Here is a 23,812-nt window from a genome sequence, read left to right as displayed (position 1 = left end):
TTTATTCCTGGTTAACGCCGGTCTCAAAAATATCGTTGATCATAGCAATGTACTGGTCACTTTTATCCGTTTCCTTGCGTACTTTACCTGCCATGAGATTAATCATTTTCTGTATAATGCGGGAGGATACCAGTTCTATATCTTCTATGTTGTAGTGGCCTCCGTTTTTCTGTTGTTGTATTTCGCGGGTATGTATTTCATGCAGTTTATCTTTTACTGCTTTCAGTACTACCGCATGTTTGCGCATTTTATACCAGTAGAGGAATTCCTCCATGTATTCGTCAATGATGGCAATGGCCTTAGGCACTTCGCCCAGTCTGTTTTGCAGGGTTTCGTCCTGTACCTTCGACAATTCATCCACGTTTACGAGGGTAATATGCGGCAGGTCGCCCACGGCAGCTTCTACGTTAAATGGAATAGAGAGATCTACGATGAGTTTGGGAGAGGACTGATACAGGTGATGTGTTAATACGGTTGGGTGTGGCGCATTGGAGGCTACCAGTATTACATCAGCTGCCTGCATTTCGCTGACCATGTTTTCGTAGGGAGCATATTTCAGTCCGTGTTGATCGGCGAAATCTGCCGCTACCTGCATGGTGCGGTTAATGAGGGTGATTTCTTTTACACCCAGGTATTCAATCATGTTTTTGCAGGTATTGCGGCCTATTTTGCCCACACCTAACAACACAATTTTTTTATCTTTTATATCAGGGCAGATGCGTTCGAGCATTCTGACGGTGGCGAAAGCCACAGACACGGTGCCTTTGCTGAGTCCTGTTTCTGTTTTAATGAGTTTGGAAACCTGTAATACGCTGTTCACCAGTCTTTCAAGGAAGCTGCCCAAACACTGTTGTGTTTTGGCGAATTTGGTGGCGTTGCGTATCTGGCCGATGATTTCATAATCGCCGAGGATCTGGGAATCGAGGCCGGTGCCAACCTGGTATAAGTGCCTGACGGCTTCTTCTCCTGATTTGACATAGGCTAATTCTTCGAGCTGGCTTCTGTCACCGTTAGATTCCTTGCATAGCAAGTCTATCAGCTGCCCGGGATTCGCAGCAAATCCATATACTTCTGTTCTGTTACAAGTGGATAGTACAAAGAGATCGTCTAGTTGCACCGTCCTGGCATGCTCCAGGAGTTGTTCATATTGTGCCGGATTGATGGCGTATAATCCCCTGATAGCAGCGTCTGTTTTCTTATAGTTGATGCCAACGATATGAAAATTTGCTATTTCTTTTGAATGACTGACCTGCATGTTATTGTATAAGCTTCCGGTTGCAAAAGTACTTTCATACGTTCCAAACAAGTGGGTTTAGGCTGTCATTAGTGTGTCATTTCTACTACTGGTAATCAGTACGACGAAAAAATGATTTTTATCAGTTTTTAATCTTTACAATAGGATGACAAGGGGAGGGAAGAAGCCGAAAGCAGAAAGCAGAAAGCAAAAAGCCATGGAAGCGAAGACCAGTGCGGATATTGTAATTTGTTATCCGTAACAATAGCTTTTTGCTTTCTGCTTTCTGCTTTCGGCTTTTTCCTTAGCTTTGCCCCAATTTATAAAAGGAAATGGTAGCTAAATCTGATGTTGGAATAATATTGATGAATCTTGGATCGCCTGATTCTACGGCAGTACCGGATGTAAAGCGTTATCTGATAGAGTTCCTGATGGACAAGCGTGTGATCGACTATCCATGGTTATTCCGGAAGATATTGATAGAAGGTATCATTGTACCGAAACGCGCTGAACAATCTGCGAAGGCCTATGCTTCTATCTGGTGGGAAGAAGGGTCTCCATTGGTAGCATTGACGAAACAATTACAGATGGCAGTGCAGAATGATATGGAGATACCCGTGGAAATAGCCATGCGTTATGGTAATCCCAGCCCGGAAGTAGCTTTCAGCAACCTGCTGAAGCAAAATCCGGATTTGAAGGAAGTCGTGTTGTTGCCATTATATCCACATTATGCCATGTCTTCTTATGAAACGGCAGTGGAGTATGCACAGGAAATTTACCGTAAGAAGAAATATAAATTTAAGTTATCTACTATTCCGCCATTTTATGATGAGCCGGATTATATCAATGCATTGAGTGAAAGTATGCGTCCATATCTCCAGCAGGAGTATGATTACGTATTATTCAGCTACCATGGCTTACCGGAAAGGCATATGCGTAAAGCAGATCCTACCGGGGCGCATTGTATGAAAGTAGCTGATTGTTGTCATGTGAAATCAGCTGCCTCTCCTTTCTGTTATCGTCATCAGATCACGGTGACTACTGAACTGGTAGCGGAACAGCTGGGATTGCCCCGTGAAAAATGGGGGATCTCTTTCCAGTCGCGCCTGGGACGTGAAGAGTGGCTGAAGCCATATACGGCTGGTTTGCTGGAAACGTTGCCTGCAGAAGGAAAGAAGAAGTTGCTGATTGTATGTCCGGCTTTCGTATCCGACTGTCTGGAAACGTTGGAAGAAATTGCCGTTGAAGGAAAGCATTCCTTCCTGAGCAGCGGAGGCGAAGCGTTTACGATGATCCCCTGTCTGAATATACATCCGATGTGGGTGAAGGCGGTAGTAAAATATTGCACGGAAATCATTGCCAAAGAACAAGTAGTTTAATCTTTCCATATGTCTGAACAACCCGTTTTGATCATTGGCGCCGGTATCGCCGGGCTGAGTATTGCATATGAATTGCAAAAGTTGCAGGTACCTTATCTGGTGCTGGAAGCAGCGGATCATTCGGGTGGTGTGATGCATTCTTTCCGGGAAGATGGATTTGAGCTGGACGCCGGCGCCAATACCATTGCTGCTACTCCCGAAGTATTGGCATTCTTTAAGGAACTGGGGCTGGAAGCGGATATACTGGAAGCCAGTGCCGCCAGCAAACATCGTTTCCTGGTGAGGAACAATCAACTGCATGGTGTTTCTCCACATCCTTTCAAAATCATGGCTTCGGATTATCTGAGTCGCCGCAGCAAATGGCGCCTGTTTACGGAGAGTTTCCGGAAAGCGGCACCGGTAGCGGGAGAGGAGAGTGTGACTGATTTTGTGAGCAGAAGATTTAATAAAGAAATTGCGGATTATGTATTTGATCCGGTATTATCCGGTATTTATGCAGGTCATCCTGACCGCATGAGTATTGGCGAAGTATTACCTGCATTGCCACGCTGGGAGCAGGAATACGGCAGCGTTACCAAAGGATTGATGAAGAATAAAGCCGCTATGGGAGGCCGCAAAATCATCAGCTTCAAAGGAGGTAACCAGCTACTCACGAACCGCTTAACACAGTTGCTTACCACACCGGTTCGTTTTAATTGCACTATTACCGCTATTAGTCCGTCCAATGACGGCTATATAGTCAGTGCGGTGGAAAACGGCGTATCTGCCAGTTTTGCGGCCGCCAGGGTGGTGATTACAACGCCAGCTTATCGTACCGCCGATATCATCACTTCTCTCGATACTACTACTGCCGCACTGTTGCGGGAGGTGCCTTATCCCCGCATGGGCGTATTACACCTGGGTTTTGAGGCGACTGCATTGCCTCAGCCGCTGGAAGGCTTCGGCTTTTTGGTGCCGCATGCAGAAAACAAGCACTTCCTGGGTGCTATCTGCAACTCCGCTATTTTCCCGGAGAAAGCGCCAGCTGGGAAAATATTGTTTACGGTGTTTCTGGGCGGCGCCAGGCAGGAACAGCTGTTTGATCAGCTGAGTCCTGATGCATGGCAGCAGCAGGTGATCAAAGAAATTACGACGATACTGCATTTAACGGCTCCTCCGGTGATGCAGCGGTTTAGCACCTGGCCTAAAGCTATTCCGCAATTGAATGTAGGGCATGCAAAGTTGCGGAACGCTGTTGCCAATTTTGAAAAACAATATCCGGGTATATCTATCCAGGGAAATTACATACGGGGTGTAGCTATCCCGGCTTTGCTGCAACATGCAGCTACTTTCGCAGCTGCTCTCGCTAAAAATTAATTCCGGAAAATAGTTCGTTGTTGGCGTTTTTTCTTTAAATTCCATTATAAATTTCCACCAGATGATTGCAGGAATTTTAAAAGAAAAAAACGGCGAAACCAGGGTGTCTCTTGTCCCTGAAGTAGTAAAACAACTGCAGCAAATGTCGGTCACCGTGTGGGTGGAGCAGGGAGCCGGCAACAGTGCCAGCTATAACGACGACGCCTATATGCAGGCGGGAGCATTGATTAAAACGGCAGCAGACATTCTTTCCGGTGCAGACATCATTTTTACATTACAGCCTCCTTCCCGGGAGCAGACAGATCAGATACCGGCAGGTAAAATCATAGTAGGTATTCTGCAACCGCTTTATCGTGTAAACGAGGTGGAATACTGGGCTTCCCGCAACATTACTTCTTTCAGCTTAGATACTATTCCCCGCACTACGCGTGCACAATCCATGGATGTATTGAGTTCCCAGGCCAATATTGCCGGTTATAAGGCAGTATTACTGGCAGCGTATAGCTATGGGCGTTATTTTCCCATGTTAATGACCGCCGCAGGCAGTATTGCGCCGGCGAAAGTGCTGATACTGGGAGCAGGCGTGGCCGGATTACAGGCCATCGCTACCGCCCGTCGTTTGGGGGCAGTGGTGGAAGTGTTTGATACCCGTCCTGCAGTGAAAGAGGAAGTGATGAGTCTGGGGGCGAAATTTGTGGAGGTGGAGGGAGCTGCGGATGCCTCTTCTGCTGGTGGTTATGCGGTAGAGCAAACGGACGACTACAAACAAAAACAGCAACAACGGATTGCAGAAAGTATTGCCAAAGCAGATATTGTGATTACCACGGCGCAAATCCCCGGCAAAACAGCTCCTATACTGGTCGGCAATGAGATGCTGGACCGTATGCGGGCCGGCGCTGTGATTGTAGACCTGGCAGCTGCCACTGGAGGTAATACCAGTCAAACAAAGAACAATGAAACTGTACCATATAACGGCGTTACCATTATCGGTAATTCCAATCTGCCAGCTACCATGCCAGCTGATGCCAGCAAGTTGTATGCAAAGAATGTATTTAATTTTTTGAAACTGATCCTAACCAGGGAAGGCGCCCTGCACCTGGATTTTGAAGATGACATCGTACGTGGTGCCTGTATTACACACAATGGTGAAATTGTGAATGATCGTGTGAAAAGCATGATGCAGCCGGCTTAACAGCCCTCATTAGATTGTAAAATACCCGTTCAACATGGAATATATTTTTGCTTTTCTTCACCAGCATATTGACCTGATCTACATTGTTATCCTCTCCATTTTCCTGGGAGTGGAAGTTATTTCAAGAGTGCCGTCTGTACTACATACGCCGCTGATGAGTGGCGCCAACGCTATCCATGGTGTGGTAATCATAGGAGCTATTATTGTCATGGGGAAAGCAGAGCCGGATAATTATGTGGCGTTGATCATCGGCTTTCTGGCAGTTATATTGGGCACCATTAACGTAGTGGGTGGTTTTGTGGTAACAGACCGTATGCTGGAGATGTTTAAAGGCAAAAAGAAATGAACCAGCCATTAGCCATTAGCTTTTAGCTGTTAGCAAATGCAGCGAAGAAGATAATACGTTAATCTCCGCTGCATTTGCTAACAGCTAAAAGCTAATGACTAACAGCTAAAAAAATCAATATGGGATCCAGCATTTTATCAATTATTTACCTGATCGGCTCTGTTACTTTTATCCTCGGACTAAAGATGTTAAGCAAACCGGATACTGCCCGTAAAGGCAATCTGATAGCGGCTGGAGGGATGTCGCTGGCGATTGTGGGTACTATCTTTCTCTACAGGGTAAATGATGCGCCACTACATAATTATGGCTGGATATTCTCCGGATTGCTGATTGGAGGGGTGATTGGTGTGTTATCTGCTAAAAAAGTAAAGATGACTGCCATGCCGGAAATGGTGAGCATGTTCAATGGTATGGGAGGCGCTTGCGCCGCCTTAATTTCTATCGTAGAATTTAATCATATTCATGCACTGATCCGCAATTTATATGCACCTGTTTCTGATGATCACCTGGTATTGCAATTGCTGGAATCATCTGCTTCCAGGGGCACGGTACTGATTATATTACTCAGCCTGGTGATTGGCGCCGTATCCTGCGCGGGCAGCATCATTGCCTGGGGCAAGCTGGCGGGCAAAGTGAAAGATTTTTCTTTCCAGGGACAACATCTGGTGAATTTGGGTGTGCTGGCCTTAATAGTGGGATTGTCTGTTTGGTTGTTATTGATATTTGCCGTGTCGCCCGGCACTGGTATACTGGTTTTTTATATTATTTTCCTGCTGGCACTGTTCTACGGTGTATTGTTTGTACTCCCCATTGGTGGTGCCGATATGCCGGTCGTAATCTCTTTACTCAATTCCTTTACGGGCGTAGCTGCTGCCTGTGGAGGATTTCTGTATAGCAATCCGGTGATGCTTACGGGTGGGATACTCGTAGGTTCCGCCGGTACTATCCTGACTATCCTGATGTGTAAGGCGATGAATCGTTCGCTGAAGAATGTATTGATTGGTTCCTTCGGTGGTGGCGCCGGTGCCGTGGCGGCTGGTGGAAAAGAGCAGGGCAACTATAAAGAAATCAGTTTAAGTGATGCGGCGGTAGTGATGGCCTACGCCAATAAAGTAATTATTGTACCTGGATATGGATTGGCGGTAGCGCAGGCCCAGCATGTTTGTCATGAATTGGAAAAAATGCTGGAAGAAAAAGGAGTGGAAGTGAAATATGCCATTCATCCGGTGGCAGGCCGTATGCCTGGGCATATGAACGTATTGCTGGCGGAGGCAGATGTACCTTATGAGAAATTGTTGGAGATGGAAGATGCTAACGCAGAATTTTCCACTACGGATGCGGTCCTGATCCTCGGGGCTAATGATGTGGTAAATCCAGCCGCAAAGAACGATCCTACCAGCCCTATTTATGGCATGCCTATACTGGAAGTGGAAAATGCGAAAGTAGTGATCGTGAATAAACGCAGTATGAAACCAGGATATGCCGGTATAGAAAACGACTTGTTCTTCCAACCTAAAACCTCCATGCTGTTTGGCGATGCCAAGAAGGTATTGCAGGATTTATTAGCCGCCATTAAAGAAGTATAATGCTATACAAATAGAAAATCCGCATTTTCATTATTTTTGCGAAAAAACTTCCTTTGTCCAGTCATTTACCAGCTGCGCTGCTTGATTCATTAGCAGGACTTCCGGGTTATAACCGGGAAACATTTGAACGCGTACATGTCGCCGCAGAAAAAATTACATCCCTGCGGTTGAATCCCAACAAAATTACTTCGCCGGAAAAAGCACAGCAGGTGCTACAATCCTTGTCTGTCGCCGGTGTGAATAAAGTGCCCTGGAGTAGTGAGGGATACTATTTACCTGYCAGGCCGTCTTTCACTTTTGATCCATTTTTCCATGCGGGTGCGTATTACGTGCAGGAGGCCTCTTCTATGTTCCTGGAGCAGGCGGTGCGTGCTACCGTAGATGTATCGGCTTCTTTGAAGGTGCTGGATTTGTGTGCAGCGCCGGGAGGGAAGTCTACGTTGCTGCAATCGGTAATCAGTTCCGATAGCTTGCTGGTGGCCAATGAGGTGATTAAAGCGCGTGCTGCTTTGCTGGCAGATAACCTTACTAAGTGGGGCGCCGCTAATGTGGTGGTGACGAATAACGACCCGCGTGACTTTTCCCGGCTGCCAGGCTACTTCGACCTGGTAGTGGTAGATGCGCCGTGTTCGGGTTCTGGCTTGTTTCGGCGTGATCCGGAGCTGGTATCGGAATGGTCGCCGGAAAATGTAACGCTTTGTAGCCAGCGACAGCAGCGTATTCTGGCCGATGTGTTGCCCGCTGTGAAGGAGGACGGTGTAGTGATTTATTCTACCTGCTCTTTTTCTGCAGAAGAAGATGAGGTGATCCTGGATTGGCTGGCAGACCATTTTGAGCTGGAGAATATCACCATCCCGCTGGAAGAACAATGGGGAATAGTACCAACGGTAACGACTAAACGAAATTGCACCGGCTATCGTTTTTACCCCGACAGGTTGAAAGGAGAAGGCTTTTTCATTGCCTGTTTCCGCAAGCGTAGCGGGGAGTCTGTGCGTAAAGGCAAGGAGAAGGAGCAAAAGAAAACTGCCTTAACAGCACGGCAGCGCGAGGTAATGATGCCCTGGTTAAAAGTACCTGCCAACTATGAATATTTCCTGCATCAGGAGGAAGTGTTAATATTACCGCCTTTATTAGCTGCTGAAATGCCATTGTTGCAGCAACAATTGTATATTCGCAAAGCGGGTGTTAAAGCGGGGCAACCCGGACAGAAAGAATTGATTCCTGATCATCAGCTGGCGGCGAGTATGCTGATAGCAGATCAGATACCGGTGGTAGACCTTAACTTGCAGCAGGCATTACAGTACCTGCGTAAAGAGGACCCTGGTGTTACTACAGCCGCGAGAGGCTGGGCGCTGGTGCAGTATGAAGGAATGAATCTTGGTTGGGCCAAATTTTTACCTAACCGTATGAATAATTACTACCCGAAAGAATTACGTATCCTGAAAGAAATTACGGGATTGTAAAAATAAGGTACTGCTATTTATCTCCCATTATTGCCAACTTGAAATACAATGCCAACAGGTGTTTGCGGGGAATGTTAGAGAGAAATGATCCTCGCAGCTGACCACAACAAAAGGCAGATTTTTTCGTTTGGTTTATTAAATAGAATTGTCAATTTTAACGCATATATTCGTTGCCCGAAATAGCAAATAAAAAAAACAGATTTTTTGGTGCTGCAATGGTATAATTAGGTTGTCGTTGGGTACTACATACGAGAGCAGAAATATCCGGAGCAGCAGGCAGATTATCAATCATAAACAGAGTTAGTATGGTAAAATCGATTCTATCAATCGTCTTGTTTGGTTTTAGTGCAGGAGCGTTGCAGGCGCAGGACACGCTGCAGGTGCAAGGTACTTCCCCCGCCCTTTACATATCCCATGTGGTGAAGAAAGGAGAAAATTTTTATAGCCTCAGCCGTGCATATGGTATACCCCCCAAAGAAATAGCTGCTGCCAATAAAGTATCCATGGAGCAAGGATTACAGCTGGGACATAATTTGCATATTCCCTTGACTGCGGCTAACTTTTCGCAGAAAGCGGATGCCAGCGGAAAACCGGTGTATCATAAAGTAACCGATAAAGAAACTTTATACCGGGTAAGTGTAAACTATAACAAAGTACCACTGGATAACATTCGTCAATGGAACAGTTTTTCCGGCGATGGATTGAAGAAAGATAGTTATGTGATCATCGGCTTTATCAAAGCAGGTGGCGCAGGAGCAGAAGTTGCGCCTAAAGTGGAGAAAGTGAAGGAACCAGTAGCTGAGCCTGTGGAAACAGCCRCTACACCGGCGCCAGCACCTATAAAAGAAACGGTGAAGAAAGGTAAGGAGAAGGAAAAAGAGAAAGAGAAAGAGAAAGAAGCAGCGCCAGCCCCGGTAGAAGAAACCGTTGCAGCACCGGCTCCTCCTCCAGCCAGACCAGCCGCCGCTAACAGCAGCGCCGACTTTGAGCAACTGTACGCAGAGCAAACCAATAACGGTAAAAAGGCAAGTTCTGAGAAAGGCCCTGGCACCTGGTTTAAGAGCAATGCGGTAGGAAAATATTATGCGCTGCATAATACGGCTCCCCGCGGTACCATCATTAAAGTGACCAACCCATTAAACGGTAAAGCGGTATATGCTAAAGTACTGGATGTTATTCCGCAAATGAAAGCCAATGCAGGCCTCATTATCAAGCTGAGCGACAGTGCCATGCAGGCCCTTGGTAATAATGAAACACGCTTCTATTGCGAGTTGAGTTATGAGAACTAAGTAGCTTTCCGGAAAGGATAAAAAGGGAAAGGGAGATAGTAGCGGATATCCGACTATTATCTCCCTTTCTCTTTTTATCATCTTGCTAAATCACCAGCAAAAAATCCTTCCCTTTTATTGAAAGCGATATCCCCGGAGGAATGCTTCAATATCCATTTTCTTCTTGCCTTCCAGCTGTATTTCATCGAGGTATAAATACCCGTCAGGGGCAGCAATTTTTACATAGGTTTTCTGATCAGTATCAAATTCTCCTGGTGCTTTGGAAGGTGTGGTCAATTCTTTGTGCGCCTTGTATATCTTCAGGGTTTTACCTTGAAAAACGGTCCAGGCAGCGGGATAAGGGCTTAATCCTCTTACATGGTTATAGATCTTATCCAGTGGTTGTTGCCAGTTGATTTGGCAGGTTTCTTTGAATATTTTAGGTGCATGTTTAATATCGGCGGCGGGGATATCGGCCTGTGGAGTTCCTACGGCATTACCTGCTGCAATGGCTTGTACTGTTTTTAACAGCAAGGTAGCACCGGTGTGCATGAGTGCATCGTGTAATTCGCCGGCAGTTTCATCTTCGCGGATGGCTACTTTGTCGCTGAACAGGATGTCGCCGGTATCAATTTCGTGCTGGAGTTTAAAGGTCGTTACGCCAGATTCCTTTTCGCCGTTGATGATGGCCCAGTTAATAGGAGCCGCACCACGGTAATGCGGCAACAGCGATGCATGAACGTTGATAGTGCCTTCTGGTGGCATATTCCACACCATTTCCGGCAACATACGAAATGCCACTACTACCTGCAGATCCGCTTTCAAATCCTTTAAAGCAGCAATGAAATCAGGGTTCTTCAACTTTTCCGGTTGTAACACCGGCAGTCCTTTGCTCACTGCATATTGTTTCACGGCGCTTTCCTGCAGCTGTAACCCGCGGCCAGCAGGCTTATCAGGCGCAGTGATTACCGCAACAATGTTAAAGCCGTGTTGTACTAATATATCGAGAGACGCCACTGCGAAATCTGGCGTACCCATAAAAATTATACGGAGATCTTTACTCATAGAGAGCAAAAATAAAGCATTTAGTAATTAGCCATTAGCTTTTAGCAAAATGCAGCGAAGAAGACGTTATATATTCCTCTCCGCTGCATTTTGCTAAAAGCTAATGGCTAATTGCTAAAAGCTAGTATAACAGGTACTTTGCCCGTATTGCTTTAAACTTCGCTAAACCGGGTTCCCAGCTTTTGCGGATATCTTCTTCTGATAGGCCTTTCACAATTTGTTGTTGTAGTTGTGTATTGCCGGCTACTTTAGAGAAGAAGGGAATAAAGAATTTGTCTTTATCCGGGAATGTTTTGTAAGCATCTAACAGCCATTTTAATTCGATTTTGCGGCCTTTATGAGGCACGGTTTCGGGAGCATTGCTCAGGTCGTAGCCGTAGCAGAGCTGATCTTTAAGTACCGGTGTTGGATTGGTAGCGCTGGCACGTGGTGTAAAAGAAAAGCCTTGTTTGGGAAACAACGGGGAGCCGTATACCTGGAAAGGCTTGTCGGTGCCACGTCCCAGACTAAGCACGGTTCCTTCAAAAAAGCAGAGCGATGAATAGAGGTTGATAGCGGCCATATTGGGCAAATTCGGAGACGGCTTAATGGGAACGCGATAAAACGTTTGATGGCTGTAGTTTTCGCAGGGAATCACTTTAATGTTGCATTGTACGCCTTTGCTGAGCATGTGTTCTCCGTTGAGCATGCGGGCATATTCGCCTACCGTCATGCCATGCACAATGGGGATAGGCTGCATGCCGATAAAAGAGCGAAAAGCGGTATCGAGGATGGGGCCGTCTACATAATCCCCGTTGGGGTTGGGGCGGTCCAGTATAACGAGGGTTTTGTTGTTTTCAGCAGCGGATTCCATGAGTTCCTGCAATGAGGAAATGTACGTAAAGAAGCGGGTACCTACATCCTGTATATCGAAGAGGAGGATATCTACATCTTTCAGGTCTGCTGCGGTGGCTTTGCGGTGTTTGCCGTAGAGCGATACAATGGGAATACCAGTAGCAGAATCGATGCTGTTGGCTACGGTTTCGCCATGGCCGGCATTGCCTCTGAAGCCATGTTCCGGGCTGAAGATTTTCTGAATTTTTACATGGAGCTTCAGCAGGGAGTCTACCAGGTGGCTTTTCCCGATAGTAGCGGTTTGATTCACCATCATCGCTACCCGTTTATTTTTCAGCAATGGCAGATAGCGGGTGGTTTGTGTGGCGCCTGGCAGTACGAGATCCGCGTATTGTGCGGAGGTTTCCATAAAGCATCCCACCAGGAGGATGCAAATAAGTAATATACGGTTCATACCGTTAAGATACAGCAAAGCTTTATTGGCTGCATCAAAAAACGCGGATTATAGCAGCTTTTTGTATCTTGCGCGTAATTTATTAACACTAAACAATTAATTTTTATGCAAGCTGTTAAAAACGGGGATACAGTGAAGGTGCATTACCATGGCCGTTTAACGAACGGGACTACCTTTGATTCATCAGAGGGTAGACCACCGCTCGAATTCAAGGTAGGTGCCGGTATGGTTATCAAAGGATTTGAGAATGGTGTGCTGGACATGAAAGTTGGCGACAAGAAAACCATTCATATCCCTGTTGATCAGGCATATGGTCCTAAGAGCGATGAAATGATCATGGATTTTCCTAAAGCGAATATCCCAGCTGATCTGAATCCGGAAGTAGGCATGGAATTGCAGATGAGCAATCCTCAGGGCCAGGTATTTCAGGTGAAAGTTGCTGCTATTGGCGAAGAGTTCATTACCCTGGATGCTAACCACGCTTTGGCTGGTGAAGATCTGGTATTTGACCTGGAGCTGGTAGAAATCGTATAATGTTTTAGCTATTAGCCATTGGCTGTTAGCTTTTAGTAAAATGCAGCGGAGATTAACATGTAACATGTTCTCCGCTGCATTTTTGTTTAAAGTTAACCGCTAATGGCTATATATGATCTTTCTCCAAAGGAGCTGGAGGTTCCGGAAAGCCGGATTTCAGCTCACGTAAACAATCAATACAAAGACAACCACTATACTGCTGTTGGATGAAGTGTCGTTCTTCCTCCGATAAGCTAATGTCCTGACACTGACAGCGTAAAATGGTGCCTACACGGCATTCAAATGGACGCTGACAGCGCGGACAGGTAACGGTTTCATGACATGCCATATCATGAAAGTACGAAGGATTTAGCAACTCACCGTCTGCTTTATCCTCGCATTTTTAGCTGCAGTCACCATATTGCGGAGCGCCGCTTCAGTTTCCGCCCATTTGCGTGTTTTCAGGCCGCAGTCGGGGTTTACCCAGATATTACGGGCAGGCAATAATTGCGCTGCTTTTTCCAGTAATGCTTCCATTTCGCTTACCGTTGGTACTCTAGGTGAGTGGATATCGTATACGCCCGGCCCTGTTTCATTCGGATAACGGAAGTGTGCAAAGGCTTCCAGCAGTTCCATCTGGGAGCGGGAAGTTTCGATAGTGATCACATCTGCGTCCATCGCAGCAATGTGTTCTATGATATCATTGAATTCTGCGTAACACATATGCGTATGTACCTGTGTGGCATCATCAACCGTGCATACCGCCAGGCGGAAGGCTTTCACAGCGTCTTCCAGATAGGCAGCACGCGGTGCTTTGCGGAGTGGAAGGCCTTCGCGCAGGGCAGGTTCATCTACCTGTATCACTGTAATACCGGCATCTTCCAGATCCTTTACTTCATCGCGGATGGCGAGTGCCAGCTGAAACGCAGTATCCATGCGGGATTGATCATTTCGTACAAAAGACCATTGCAGAATTGTGATAGGGCCTGTGAGCATGCCTTTCACCGGCTTGTTGGTGAGCGATTGTGCATAGCGGCTCCAGGCTACCGTCATTGGCTGCGGACGTTGCACATCTCCGAAAATAACCGGTGGCTTTACGCAACGCGTGCCATAGCTCTGTACCCATCCATTTTGGGTGAAGGTGAATCCATCGAGTTGTTCTCCAAAATATTCCACCATGTCGTTCCGCTCAAACTCGCCATGAACAAGTACATCCAGTCCCAGGTTTTCCTGACGGTAGATGGTGTCGGTAATGGCAGTACGAATTTCTGCGTCATAGGTTTCGGGTGAAATCACGCCCTTTTTCAGATCGGCGCGCAGCTGCCTGATCTCCGTTGTTTGCGGGAAAGAGCCTATGGTGGTGGTAGGGAACAGGGGCAATTGCAGTACGGCATGCTGTAATAGCTGTCGATGTGCAAACGTGCTATGGCGCTGGGTATCGGCGGTAGTTACCTGTTTGATTCTTTCTTTTACTGCAGGAAGATGTATGCTGGCGGAGGTTTTGCGGCTGTTCATGGCCTTTTCATTGTCTGCCAGTAAGGAAGTATTACCTGCAATGATCAGGTTCAATGCTACTACTTCGTCCACTTTTTGTTTGGCAAAGGCCATCCATTGTTTAATTTCCGGAGACAGAGCAGTTTCCGCATCCAGGTCGTATGGCACATGCAGCAACGAGCAGGAAGTGCCCAGCAGCAGGCGGTCTTCACCGATATGGGTAATAGCTTTGCGGATGAGTGCGAGGGAAGCGGTGTAGTCGTTTTTCCAGATATTGCGTCCATCTACTACCCCGAGAGACAGCAGTTTGTCTGCCGGCAGGTCCGCCAGTACTGCATCCAGTTGTTCCGGCGCCCGTACCAGATCAATATGTAATGCGGATACCGGGAGTTGCAAAGCCAGGCCTGTATTATCTTCCAGCCCACCAAAGTAAGTGGCGAGAAGTATTTTTAAATCAGGTAATGCGTTGCTGATAGCGGTATAAGCGGTGTTGTATAATGCTTTGACAGCTGGCTCCAGATCGGTTACCAGGGAGGGCTCATCGAGTTGTACCCAGGTAGCGCCGGCTTCTTGTAAAGCCGTGAGGAGTTGGATATATACCGGCAGCAGCTTTTCCAGTAAAGCCGATTGGCTTAACGCGGCGTCTTTTATTTTACCACTCAGGATAAACGTAACAGGTCCTACCAGCACAGGTTTGGTGGTAATGCCGTGGCTGAGCGCTTCTTTAAATTCCTGTACACATTTAGGGTTGTGCAGGGAATATTGCTGGTTGGATTCAAATTCCGGCACCAGGTAATGGTAGTTGGTATCAAACCATTTGGTCATTTCCAGGGCGGTGATATCAAAATTATTTTTCTGATACCCTCTTGCCAGCGCGAAATACAGCTCCGGGCAGTTAGGGTTAGCGAATGTTTGTCGTAATGCCTGAAAACGCGACGGAATCACGCCCACAGCCATACTCATATCGAGTACCTGGTCGTAATACGAGAAGTCGTTGGAAGGAATCAGGTCAATACCGGCTTCCTGTAGTAATGTCCAGTTTTCTTTTCGTAGCTGCCTGGCCGTTAGCTCCAGTCTTTCCAGTGAGATTTTTCCGGCCCAGTAATTTTCGCATGCTTTTTTCAGTTCCCGTTGGCTGCCTATTCTAGGGTAGCCCGCAATATTGGTGAGCATATATAGGATGTATTTTATTCTTTGCAAACGTATTATTATTGTTTGTTTGTTCGTAGTTATTGTGAATATTTAGATTTTTGTCTTAAAAAAAGATACTTAAACAGAATAAATTACTTTTTTGGATATTGTGAGTGGTGGTAAAACAGAATAATTTACGGAAGGGGGTGTATAGGTGTTTTTCCTTAGGTTTGCAATATGTTTACAAATTACTCATATACAGTCGACAAGCGCTTCATGCGCTATGCACAAATAGATACGCAGTCAGATCCGATGAGCAACACTTTTCCTACAACGGAAAAGCAAAAGGATTTATCACGCCTGCTGGTACAGGAATTACAGGAGATGGGCATTACAGATGCGGAGCTGGACGAGCATGGCTATGTATATGCTACTATCCCTGCCAACACCGATAAGCAGGTACCAGTGATTTGCTTTTGTTCTCACGTGGATACGTCGCCCGACAGCAGTGGCACCGGGGTGAAGCCCATTGTGCACCAGCAGTATGATGGTGGCGATATTGCCCTGCCGGATGATGAAACAGTAGTGATTAGCGCCAAAGAGCATCCTTATCTGGCCAGCAAGAAGGGAGATGATATTATTACCGCCAGTGGTACTACGTTACTGGGGGCAGACGATAAAGCCGGTGTAGCTGAAATTATGGATGCAGCTCATTTCCTGATGACCCATCCTGAAGTAAAACATGGCGCTATCCGTATTTTGTTTACACCTGATGAGGAAGTAGGACGTGGGGTAGAAAAAGTGAATATGAAAAAACTGGCCGCCAATTTTGGCTATACCATGGATGGTGGGGAGCTGGGCTCATTGGAAGATGAGAACTTTTCTGCTGATGGCGCCAGGATCACTGTATACGGTGTGAGTGCGCACCCGGGTGCAGCGAAGGATAAGCTGATCAGCGCGATCAAGATTGCGGCTGAAATCGTAGATGCGTTACCGAAAGATAGCCTGTCGCCTGAAACCACCGACGATAGGGAAGGGTTTATCCATCCGGTACGTGTACAGGGGAATGTAGAGAAAACGGAGATCGACTTTATTATCCGTGACTTTGAAACGGCCCACCTGGAGGCGCATGAAACCTATCTGCGTCGTATCATGGAAAAGGTGCTGGATAAATATCATGGCGCAAAGGCCACGCTGAAGGTGACTGAGCAGTATCGTAATATGAAAGAGGTGTTGGTGCATCATCCGGAGGTAACGGCATATGCGGCGGAAGCGATTCGTCGTGCTGGCGTACAGCCGCTTAGAATGAGCATCCGCGGCGGTACAGATGGTTCCCGTTTGTCTTTTATGGGATTACCCTGCCCGAATATTTTTACCGGGGAGATGGCCTTACATAGTAAACATGAATATGTGAGCATACAGGATATGCAGAAAGCGGTGCAAACAATAGTATATCTGGCACAGCTTTGGGAGGAGAAGGCGTAACTTTTACCAAATATTTTATTACTTTAACCGTTTATAGTAGTGTTCTACTCACGCACCCGTTAAAATATAGTTCATGTTGTTAGGTTTAATTACATTATTACAGGATTCTTTATTACGTCCCAAAGCAGATACCGTTGCACAGGGTATTTCCGCTGCTACCGCGCCTCCTCCGGAGATTCATTTGATTGATATGCTGATGAAAGGTGGTGTGCTGATGATCCCCCTGGGCATCTTGTCGCTGATAGCAGTATATGTTTTTGTGGAGCGGGCCATCACTATTGCCAAAGCGGGTAAACTGCCTGATAACTTTATGCCGATGATCCGTGATCAGATCACCACCGGTAATATGCAGTCAGCGCGTTCATTGGCTAAAAATACGGCAGGACCTATTGCTCGTATGATTGAGAAAGGGGTACAACGTATCGGCAAGCCGATCGATAATATAGAGAAATCCATGGAAAATGTGGGTAAACTGGAAATTTACCGGATGGAAAAGAACCTGGTGATCCTGTCTATTATTGCAGGTATTGCACCGATGTTCGGATTCCTGGGTACTATTGCGGGGATGATCCAAACCTTTTTCAACATCTCTATTACTTCAGATATTACACTGGGAACTATTGCGGGCGGTATCTATGTAAAGATGATCACCTCTGCATCAGGGTTAATTATCGGTATTGTGGCATTTATCGGCTACAGTTACCTGAATGCACAAATTGATAAGGTAGTAAATAAGATGGAAGGCGCTTCTGCTGAATTCATCGATATCTTGCAGGAACCCACCCGCTAAAAACATCCATCATGAATTTACGCAGGCGAAATAAAAGGCAGGTGGAAATGCACAACTCGGCGTTGAATGACATCTTGTTCATTCTGCTGTTGTTTTTTCTGATTGTTTCCACACTGGCTAATCCGAATGTTATTAAACTGCTGTTGCCCAAAGCGAAGAGCAACACCAAAGCCAAGCAAACGGTGGTAGTAAGTATCAATGAAAAACGGGAGTTTTTTGTAGGTACCAACAAAGTACCGTTTGATAACCTGAAACAGGCCCTGGCGCCTTCTATTGGCAATGAAAAGGTAGATCCTACCATTGTGATTAATGCAGAGAAATCTGTACCAGTGGAAGATGTGGTGAATGTAATGGAAGTAGCGAGAGAAATGGGCGCGAAGGTGGTGTTGGCCACCGCGCATAAATAATAGCATAAGGCAGAAAGCATAAAGCAAAAAGCTATTGAGGCGATTGACCATTGCGGATATTAATTCGCTTTGATCAATCGCCTCAATAGCTTTTTGCTTTATGCCTTTTGCTTTATGCTTCCCCGCACCATTCTATCTTTCCCGAACATATCCTGCTTCAACACCACATCCACAAAGCCCAGTGATTCCATCAGAGTTACCACTTCCTTGCCCAGAGCTTCATTGATTTCGAAATAAAGGGCGCCTCCGGGAATGAGCTTATTTTTAGCCATGATGGAGATATGGCGGTAAAACAACAGCGCATCGTTGTCTGGTACAAAGAGGGCGAGGGAAGGCTCAAAGCCCCATACCAGCTCCTGCATGGTTTTTTGTTCGCTTTGCGTGATATAGGGGGGATTGCTGACAATCATATCTGATTCCGGCAGAGTGGCTACCTGTGCGGGGTCCAGCGCATCCAGCTGCAGGAAGCTGACCTCCAGCCGCTGACGGGCAGCGTTGCTGCGGGCTACTTCCAATGCGCCTTCGCTCACGTCTACCGCGGTTACTACCGCATCCGGCAATGATTTTTTCAGTGCCAGCGGGATACATCCGCTACCAGTACCAATATCCAGCAGATGCAGGCGATGCCGGTGTGCAGCATCCTGTACCATCCATTCTACCAGCTCTTCTGTTTCGGGACGTGGAATCAGTACATTTTTATTCACAAGCAGTTCCATGCCGTAAAACCAGCCGGTGCCCGTAATGTATTGTACCGGCTCGTGACGTTGTAATGCTTCTATGGCTAATTTTAGTCGTTGATTCTGATCGGGAGAAAGGATCTTTGTTTTGTGTACCATGCGATCCAGTTTGCTCATTCCCGTCAGGTGCTCCATGATGATATGCGCAATGTTGGCGGCTTCCCGCTCATCATATAGTTCACTGATGGCACCTGTAATATAGGTAAAGGCCGTTTGTATAGTCAATATATAAAATTTAAGGAATGTAAGAGGGAAAATGCAAACCTGGGGAAGTGGCATTCTCCACTGGCTAAAAACGAATACATTTGCAAAAATATTACATCGGCCGGTATTATGAATAGCACGTTCAATGAATTTTTTATGCAACGTTGCCTGGAACTTGCCCTAATGGGAGCAGGACAGGTAGCTCCAAATCCAATGGTGGGTGCGGTATTGGTGCACCAGGGACGTATCATCGGAGAAGGCTATCATCAACAATATGGGCAGGCTCATGCAGAGGTGAATTGTGTGAACAGCGTAGTGCCGGAAGACCGGTCGCTCATTCCCCTGGCCACTATGTATGTAAGCCTGGAGCCTTGTGCACACCATGGGAAAACCCCTCCCTGCGCAGATTTGATCGTATCGCAGGGTATTAAGGAAGTAGTGATTGGTTGTATAGATACCTTTTCTGCTGTGGCAGGGAAAGGCATTGAGAAGTTGCAAAAAGCGGGTATTACAGTGCAAACAGGTATGCTGGAAGCCGAATGCCGGCAGCTGAACCGCCGTTTTTTTACGTTTCATGAACAACAACGCCCTTATATTGTACTGAAGTGGGCGCAGGGACGCAATGGTATCATGGCAGCCGCGGATGGCGCGCCGGTAAAGATTTCGAATCCATATAGTGATCGGCTGGTGCACAAGTGGCGCAGCGAGGAAATGGGTATTTTGGTAGGAACCCGGACCGCAGTACTGGATAATCCCCGCCTCAATAACCGGCTGTGGACCGGCAAAGATCCGGTACGCCTGGTGATTGACCGGGAAGGAAAAGTGCCACGTACCCATCACCTGTGGGACGGTAGCATTCCTACCATCTTCCTGACAGCTGGTCCTGCGGAAACACACGGACTTACAGAAACCATGCAGCTGGATTTTACAGATATGTTGCCGGCATTGCTGAAACAGCTGCATAAACGGCAAATACAGAGCATTTTGGTGGAAGGGGGACCTCATTTATTACAGCAATTTATCGACAGCGGATTATGGGATGAAGCCCGTGTTATAACGGGAATGGTTACACTGGCAAATGGACGGATGGCACCCATGCTTACCAATGCTGCACATATAGATACGATGCTGGTAAATGGTGATAATATTGATTTTTATAATCGGGCGTAGTTTTTTGAGTACGCGTTTAAATGATATTGATGGAGGTTTATTTTACAATTGATAAAACAGGAGTAGCAGAATTTAAAGACAGGGGCAGCAAATTTCTCGCGTATGCCTTTCCTGTTAAAACCCCTGAGGAGGTAAAAGAAGCCCTCGGAGAAGTAAAGAAGGAACATCCCAAAGCCACGCATCATTGCTATGCGTATCGCCTGGGTACGGCCGGCCTTCAGTTCCGCGCCGCTGATGACGGGGAGCCTTCCGGTTCTGCCGGCAAACCTATTCTCGGACAAATAGACAGCAAGCAAATTACGGATGTACTGATTGTAGTAGTGCGCTATTTTGGCGGTAGTCTCCTGGGGGTACCCGGTTTAATTAATGCATACAAGATGAGCGCTGCCATGGTATTGCAGCTGATTCCGGTGATCCAGAAAAATATAGAAAGCAAATATCATCTCAGCTTTGATTATACTATCATGAACGATGTGATGATGGTAGTAAAACAAAATAACTGCACCGTTATTTCCCAGGAATTACAATTATTTTGTGAGATGGAAATCKGCATACCCAAATCTGGCGAAGAACTATGTCTCTTGCGGTTGGGGGATATTTATGGTCTTGTTATTAAGAAGGCGAAAGCATAAAGCGTAAAGCAAAAAGCTATTGAAGCGTATGATTAAAGCGAATTAATATCCGCCATGATCATACGCTTCAATAGCTTTTTGCTTTACGCTTTATGCTTTCAGCTCTTAAGAAAATCTTTCGCTAACTACCAGGTCTTTGCTACCCGCAGTATATTTATAAAATCCTTCTCCACTTTTCACGCCGAGATAGCCTGCAGTTACCATATTCACCAGCAGCGGGCAGGGGGCATATTTAGGATTGCCAAATCCATCGTGCAATACCTGCAGGATAGAAAGACAAACATCCAGTCCGATGAAATCCGCCAGCTGTAATGGTCCCATAGGGTGTGCCATACCTAATTTCATGACAGTATCAATTTCTGCTACACCAGCTACTCCTTCAAACAGGGAGCAGATGGCTTCGTTGATCATTGGCATGAGGATGCGGTTTGCGATAAAGCCAGGGTAGTCATTTACAACGCAGGGTACTTTTTCCAGTTTTTCCGAAAGCGCTACAATGGTATCAGTAACCGCTTTATCGGTAGCATAGCCATTAATGATTTCCACCAGTTTCATCACTGGTACGGGATTCATGAAGTGCATGCCTATTACTTTTGTTGGCCGTTTGGTGACGGCGGCAATTTTAGTAATAGAAATGGAAGATGTGTTGGTAGCGAGGATGGCATCTGCCGGGGCATGTTGATCGAGGTCCTGGAATATTTTCAGTTTCAGTGAAATATTTTCAGTTGCTGCTTCTACTACGAGGGAAACATCTTTCACACCAGTAGGCAGATCCGTTTGCAGGGAAATATTGCTGATGGTTTGTGTTTTTACTTCCTCTGTGATAGTGCCTTTGGCAACTTGTCTGTCGAGGTTTTTCGTAATGGTTTGTAATGCCTTGTCCAGTGCAGGAGCTGATACGTCTACTAAAGTAACGGCATAGCCGTGTTGAGCAAATACATGCGCAATACCATTTCCCATGGTACCGGCGCCGATGACCGCAATTTTTTGCATGGTGTAGTGATTTGTCTGAAATGAATCGGGCACTAATTTAAAGAATTACCCGTTACAAACTAGTTATCTAGTTGCCGTAACTATCATCCTTTCGTTTAAAGTCGCCACGTTTCCAGGCTTGTATGAACTGGGCCCATGCCAGTGGATTAAAGATATTTTGTGGTGGTGGCTGGCCTGCGTAGTAAAGGTTTTGCGCCTGTTTGTTGAAGTATTGATTTACGCCTTCCCGTCCATCAACAGGGATAAAGCGGGCCATGGCGCGGAGCCTGGCGTTATTGGTGTTTTTTCGGGCTACTTCGTAGGCATCATCGGGGATGTCTGCGTTGGCGAAAGCCCTTTCAAATTCTTCTCTGGAAAGATAAGGTTTGATAATAGTTACCGGGAGATAGGTGGTATCTTCTACCATCAGCTGTATCAGGGAGAAACTGTTCCCCTTGATATCTGGTGGTACCCGGTAATTTTTATGTTTGAAGCCCACTGCGCTGAAGGAGAGGGTATCGCCTTTAAACACAACGATAGAAAATATACCTGACCGGTTGGAGATAGTACCCCGTCCCTGGCCTTTCACCAATATGCTTACAGCAGGGATGGCCCGGAGGCTGTCCGCCGTCATGGTAATACCTGAAATCTGAATAACGCTGTCTCTGAATTCCGCAATCTGTGCTCTCAGTAGGAAGGGAGACAAAAGGAAAACAATAATAAGTGACAGTATGTAGGATCTTTTCTGATGCATGCCGGCCCTAAGATATAAAAATTTAATTACGTGTTTCCATGCAGTTGATCAGCTGCCCAGAGAAATTGTAAATTAAATCTCAATTGGGTTAACTTTGCTGTCTGGATTCAAAATTAACAACAATTTATGATCACGAAAGAGCAGGTTTTAAAGGCCCTGAGCAACGTAGAGGAACCAGATCTGGGGAAGGATCTCGTTACGCTGAACATGGTAAAAGATATAGAAATTGATGGCAATAAAGTAAAGTTTACCGTCATATTAACCACACCGGCCTGCCCGTTAAAGGACCTGATCCGGAATGCGTGTGTAAATGCCATTCATATGATGGTGAGCAAAGAGGCGCAGGTAGAGGTGGTGATGACGGCCAACGTGAACACCAAGAGAGCCAGTGGGCAAGGTGTATTGTCCAATGTGAAAAATATTATTGTGGTGGCTTCCGGTAAAGGAGGCGTGGGTAAATCTACTGTGGCGGCCAATCTGGCGCTGGCATTGGGTAGAGATGGCGCTAAGGTGGGACTGATGGACGCGGACATTTACGGTCCTTCTGTTCCTATCATGTTTGGTGTACGTGGCGAAAGACCAATGATGGTAGACGTAAACGGCAAAGGCATGATTCAGCCGATTGAAAAATTTGGCATCAAGGTAATGTCTATTGGCTTGTTAATCGATGAAAGACAGGCAGTTGTATGGCGTGGACCTATGGCCAGCAGCGCACTTAAACAATTTATTACTGACGTATACTGGGATGAACTGGATTATCTGATCATTGACATGCCTCCCGGCACCGGCGATATTCACCTGACATTGGTGCAAACCGTGCCTATTACCGGTGCGGTGATTGTTACCACGCCACAGGATGTGGCACTGGCAGATGCGAAAAAAGGTATCTCCATGTTCCAGGGACAACAAATTAATGTGCCTATTATCGGTTTAGTGGAAAATATGGCCTATTTCACCCCAGCAGAGTTGCCGGAAAACAAATATTATATTTTCGGTAAAGAAGGTGGTAAACGCTTGGCTGAAGAGCTGGAAATACCATTCCTCGGCCAAATACCGCTGGTACAAAGCATCCGCGAAGGTGGTGATGATGGGGTGCCTGCAATGGCTGGTGATGAAAAGCTGACCCGCAAAGCATTCCTGGATGTTGCCGGCGCCGCCGCCCGTTCCATTGCCATGCGTAACGCCAATATAGCGCCAACTAAGATTGTAGATATTATTGTTTAGCAGAAAGCATAAAGCGGAAAGCAAAAAGCTATTGTAGCGAATATTTAAACGGAGCCAGGATATGTTCCGCTACTATCTTCGCCACAATAGCTTTTTGCTTTCCGCTTTATGCTTTTTGCTTT

22 protein-coding genes are annotated in these 23,812 nt (G+C 46.4%); 14 read left to right on the top strand and 8 right to left on the bottom strand.

Features of this window, described 5'->3' with window-relative positions:
• Position 1 precedes the first annotated feature (1 nt).
• A complete protein-coding gene (gene hemA, locus AC1DFM_RS04000; RefSeq protein WP_477075431.1) occupies positions 2-1,255 on the bottom strand; it encodes a glutamyl-tRNA reductase in 1,254 nt (417 codons plus the stop codon).
• 311 nt (positions 1,256-1,566) lie between these two features.
• Here hemA and hemH point away from each other — a divergent pair, with 311 nt between their 5' ends.
• The 7 genes from hemH (at position 1,567) to AC1DFM_RS03965 (ending at position 9,845) form a co-directional block, all read left to right on the top strand.
• Positions 1,567-2,613, top strand: coding sequence for a ferrochelatase (gene hemH / locus AC1DFM_RS03995; RefSeq protein ID WP_477075430.1), 1,047 nt, complete (start codon positions 1,567-1,569; stop codon positions 2,611-2,613).
• 9 nt (positions 2,614-2,622) lie between these two features.
• The gene (gene hemG, locus AC1DFM_RS03990; RefSeq protein WP_477075429.1) at positions 2,623-3,969 is read left to right on the top strand and encodes a protoporphyrinogen oxidase; all 1,347 of its coding nucleotides are present in this window, start codon (positions 2,623-2,625) and stop codon (positions 3,967-3,969) included.
• A gap of 61 nt (positions 3,970-4,030) precedes the next feature.
• Positions 4,031-5,161 carry a Re/Si-specific NAD(P)(+) transhydrogenase subunit alpha gene (locus AC1DFM_RS03985; protein ID WP_477075428.1) on the top strand — a complete coding sequence of 377 codons (1,131 nt, stop codon included), beginning with the start codon at positions 4,031-4,033 and terminating at the stop codon, positions 5,159-5,161.
• Positions 5,162-5,195: 34 nt separating this feature from the next.
• Positions 5,196-5,507: an NAD(P) transhydrogenase subunit alpha part 2 gene (locus AC1DFM_RS03980; RefSeq protein WP_477075427.1), complete on the top strand. Its 312-nt coding sequence runs from the start codon at positions 5,196-5,198 to the stop codon at positions 5,505-5,507.
• Between the two features lie 119 nt (positions 5,508-5,626).
• Positions 5,627-7,093: an NAD(P)(+) transhydrogenase (Re/Si-specific) subunit beta gene (locus tag AC1DFM_RS03975; RefSeq protein ID WP_477075426.1), complete on the top strand. Its 1,467-nt coding sequence runs from the start codon at positions 5,627-5,629 to the stop codon at positions 7,091-7,093.
• Between the two features lie 53 nt (positions 7,094-7,146).
• The gene (locus AC1DFM_RS03970) at positions 7,147-8,556 is read left to right on the top strand and encodes a methyltransferase RsmF C-terminal domain-like protein (RefSeq protein WP_477075425.1); all 1,410 of its coding nucleotides are present in this window, start codon (positions 7,147-7,149) and stop codon (positions 8,554-8,556) included.
• A gap of 305 nt (positions 8,557-8,861) precedes the next feature.
• The gene (locus AC1DFM_RS03965; protein ID WP_477075424.1) at positions 8,862-9,845 is read left to right on the top strand and encodes a DPBB and LysM peptidoglycan-binding domain-containing protein; all 984 of its coding nucleotides are present in this window, start codon (positions 8,862-8,864) and stop codon (positions 9,843-9,845) included.
• A gap of 114 nt (positions 9,846-9,959) precedes the next feature.
• On the opposite strand, the gene fmt is transcribed toward AC1DFM_RS03965, so the two are convergent.
• A complete protein-coding gene (gene fmt, locus AC1DFM_RS03960; protein ID WP_477075423.1) occupies positions 9,960-10,889 on the bottom strand; it encodes a methionyl-tRNA formyltransferase in 930 nt (309 codons plus the stop codon).
• 121 nt (positions 10,890-11,010) lie between these two features.
• Positions 11,011-12,177, bottom strand: a complete 1,167-nt coding sequence (locus AC1DFM_RS03955) for an exo-beta-N-acetylmuramidase NamZ family protein (RefSeq protein WP_477075422.1) — start codon at positions 12,175-12,177, stop codon at positions 11,011-11,013.
• 105 nt (positions 12,178-12,282) lie between these two features.
• On the opposite strand from AC1DFM_RS03955, the gene AC1DFM_RS03950 reads away from it, so the two are divergent.
• Complete coding sequence (locus tag AC1DFM_RS03950) at positions 12,283-12,711, top strand: FKBP-type peptidyl-prolyl cis-trans isomerase (RefSeq protein WP_477075421.1); 429 nt, start codon at positions 12,283-12,285, stop codon at positions 12,709-12,711.
• Between the two features lie 106 nt (positions 12,712-12,817).
• Here the strand turns inward: AC1DFM_RS03950 and AC1DFM_RS03945 are convergent, their stop codons facing one another.
• Together AC1DFM_RS03945 and metE are read right to left on the bottom strand one after the other, a co-directional pair.
• Positions 12,818-13,039, bottom strand: a complete 222-nt coding sequence (locus tag AC1DFM_RS03945; RefSeq protein ID WP_477075420.1) for a cysteine-rich CWC family protein — start codon at positions 13,037-13,039, stop codon at positions 12,818-12,820.
• A 20-nt stretch (positions 13,040-13,059) separates the two neighbouring features.
• Positions 13,060-15,357 (bottom strand): 5-methyltetrahydropteroyltriglutamate--homocysteine S-methyltransferase, encoded by a 2,298-nt coding sequence (gene metE, locus AC1DFM_RS03940; protein ID WP_477075419.1) that lies wholly within the window; start codon positions 15,355-15,357, stop codon positions 13,060-13,062.
• A gap of 195 nt (positions 15,358-15,552) precedes the next feature.
• Here metE and pepT point away from each other — a divergent pair, with 195 nt between their 5' ends.
• The 3 genes from pepT (at position 15,553) to AC1DFM_RS03925 (ending at position 17,997) form a co-directional block, all read left to right on the top strand.
• Positions 15,553-16,800 (top strand): peptidase T, encoded by a 1,248-nt coding sequence (gene pepT, locus AC1DFM_RS03935; protein ID WP_477075418.1) that lies wholly within the window; start codon positions 15,553-15,555, stop codon positions 16,798-16,800.
• Positions 16,801-16,873: 73 nt separating this feature from the next.
• The gene (locus AC1DFM_RS03930; protein WP_477075417.1) at positions 16,874-17,590 is read left to right on the top strand and encodes a MotA/TolQ/ExbB proton channel family protein; all 717 of its coding nucleotides are present in this window, start codon (positions 16,874-16,876) and stop codon (positions 17,588-17,590) included.
• A gap of 11 nt (positions 17,591-17,601) precedes the next feature.
• On the top strand, positions 17,602-17,997 hold the full coding sequence (locus AC1DFM_RS03925; protein ID WP_291916927.1) for an ExbD/TolR family protein: 396 nt from the start codon (positions 17,602-17,604) through the stop codon (positions 17,995-17,997).
• A gap of 98 nt (positions 17,998-18,095) precedes the next feature.
• Here AC1DFM_RS03925 and prmC read toward each other — a convergent pair whose 3' ends face one another.
• Complete coding sequence (prmC, locus tag AC1DFM_RS03920; protein ID WP_477075416.1) at positions 18,096-18,959, bottom strand: peptide chain release factor N(5)-glutamine methyltransferase; 864 nt, start codon at positions 18,957-18,959, stop codon at positions 18,096-18,098.
• A 135-nt stretch (positions 18,960-19,094) separates the two neighbouring features.
• Here prmC and ribD point away from each other — a divergent pair, with 135 nt between their 5' ends.
• The gene (ribD, locus tag AC1DFM_RS03915; RefSeq protein WP_477075415.1) at positions 19,095-20,108 is read left to right on the top strand and encodes a bifunctional diaminohydroxyphosphoribosylaminopyrimidine deaminase/5-amino-6-(5-phosphoribosylamino)uracil reductase RibD; all 1,014 of its coding nucleotides are present in this window, start codon (positions 19,095-19,097) and stop codon (positions 20,106-20,108) included.
• A gap of 29 nt (positions 20,109-20,137) precedes the next feature.
• The gene (locus AC1DFM_RS03910) at positions 20,138-20,740 is read left to right on the top strand and encodes an IMPACT family protein (RefSeq protein ID WP_477075414.1); all 603 of its coding nucleotides are present in this window, start codon (positions 20,138-20,140) and stop codon (positions 20,738-20,740) included.
• Between the two features lie 105 nt (positions 20,741-20,845).
• Here AC1DFM_RS03910 and AC1DFM_RS03905 read toward each other — a convergent pair whose 3' ends face one another.
• Both AC1DFM_RS03905 and AC1DFM_RS03900 read right to left on the bottom strand, forming a co-directional pair.
• The gene (locus AC1DFM_RS03905; protein WP_477075413.1) at positions 20,846-21,733 is read right to left on the bottom strand and encodes a 3-hydroxyacyl-CoA dehydrogenase family protein; all 888 of its coding nucleotides are present in this window, start codon (positions 21,731-21,733) and stop codon (positions 20,846-20,848) included.
• 67 nt (positions 21,734-21,800) lie between these two features.
• Positions 21,801-22,418 (bottom strand): carboxypeptidase-like regulatory domain-containing protein, encoded by a 618-nt coding sequence (locus AC1DFM_RS03900; protein WP_477075412.1) that lies wholly within the window; start codon positions 22,416-22,418, stop codon positions 21,801-21,803.
• Between the two features lie 174 nt (positions 22,419-22,592).
• On the opposite strand from AC1DFM_RS03900, the gene AC1DFM_RS03895 reads away from it, so the two are divergent.
• Positions 22,593-23,690, top strand: coding sequence for an Mrp/NBP35 family ATP-binding protein (locus AC1DFM_RS03895; RefSeq protein ID WP_477075411.1), 1,098 nt, complete (start codon positions 22,593-22,595; stop codon positions 23,688-23,690).
• The last annotated feature ends 122 nt before the right edge of the window (positions 23,691-23,812 follow it).

The sequence above is a fragment of the Chitinophaga sp. 05T412 genome, assembly GCF_056396465.1.
This window is presented reverse-complemented; position numbering and strand designations above follow the sequence as displayed.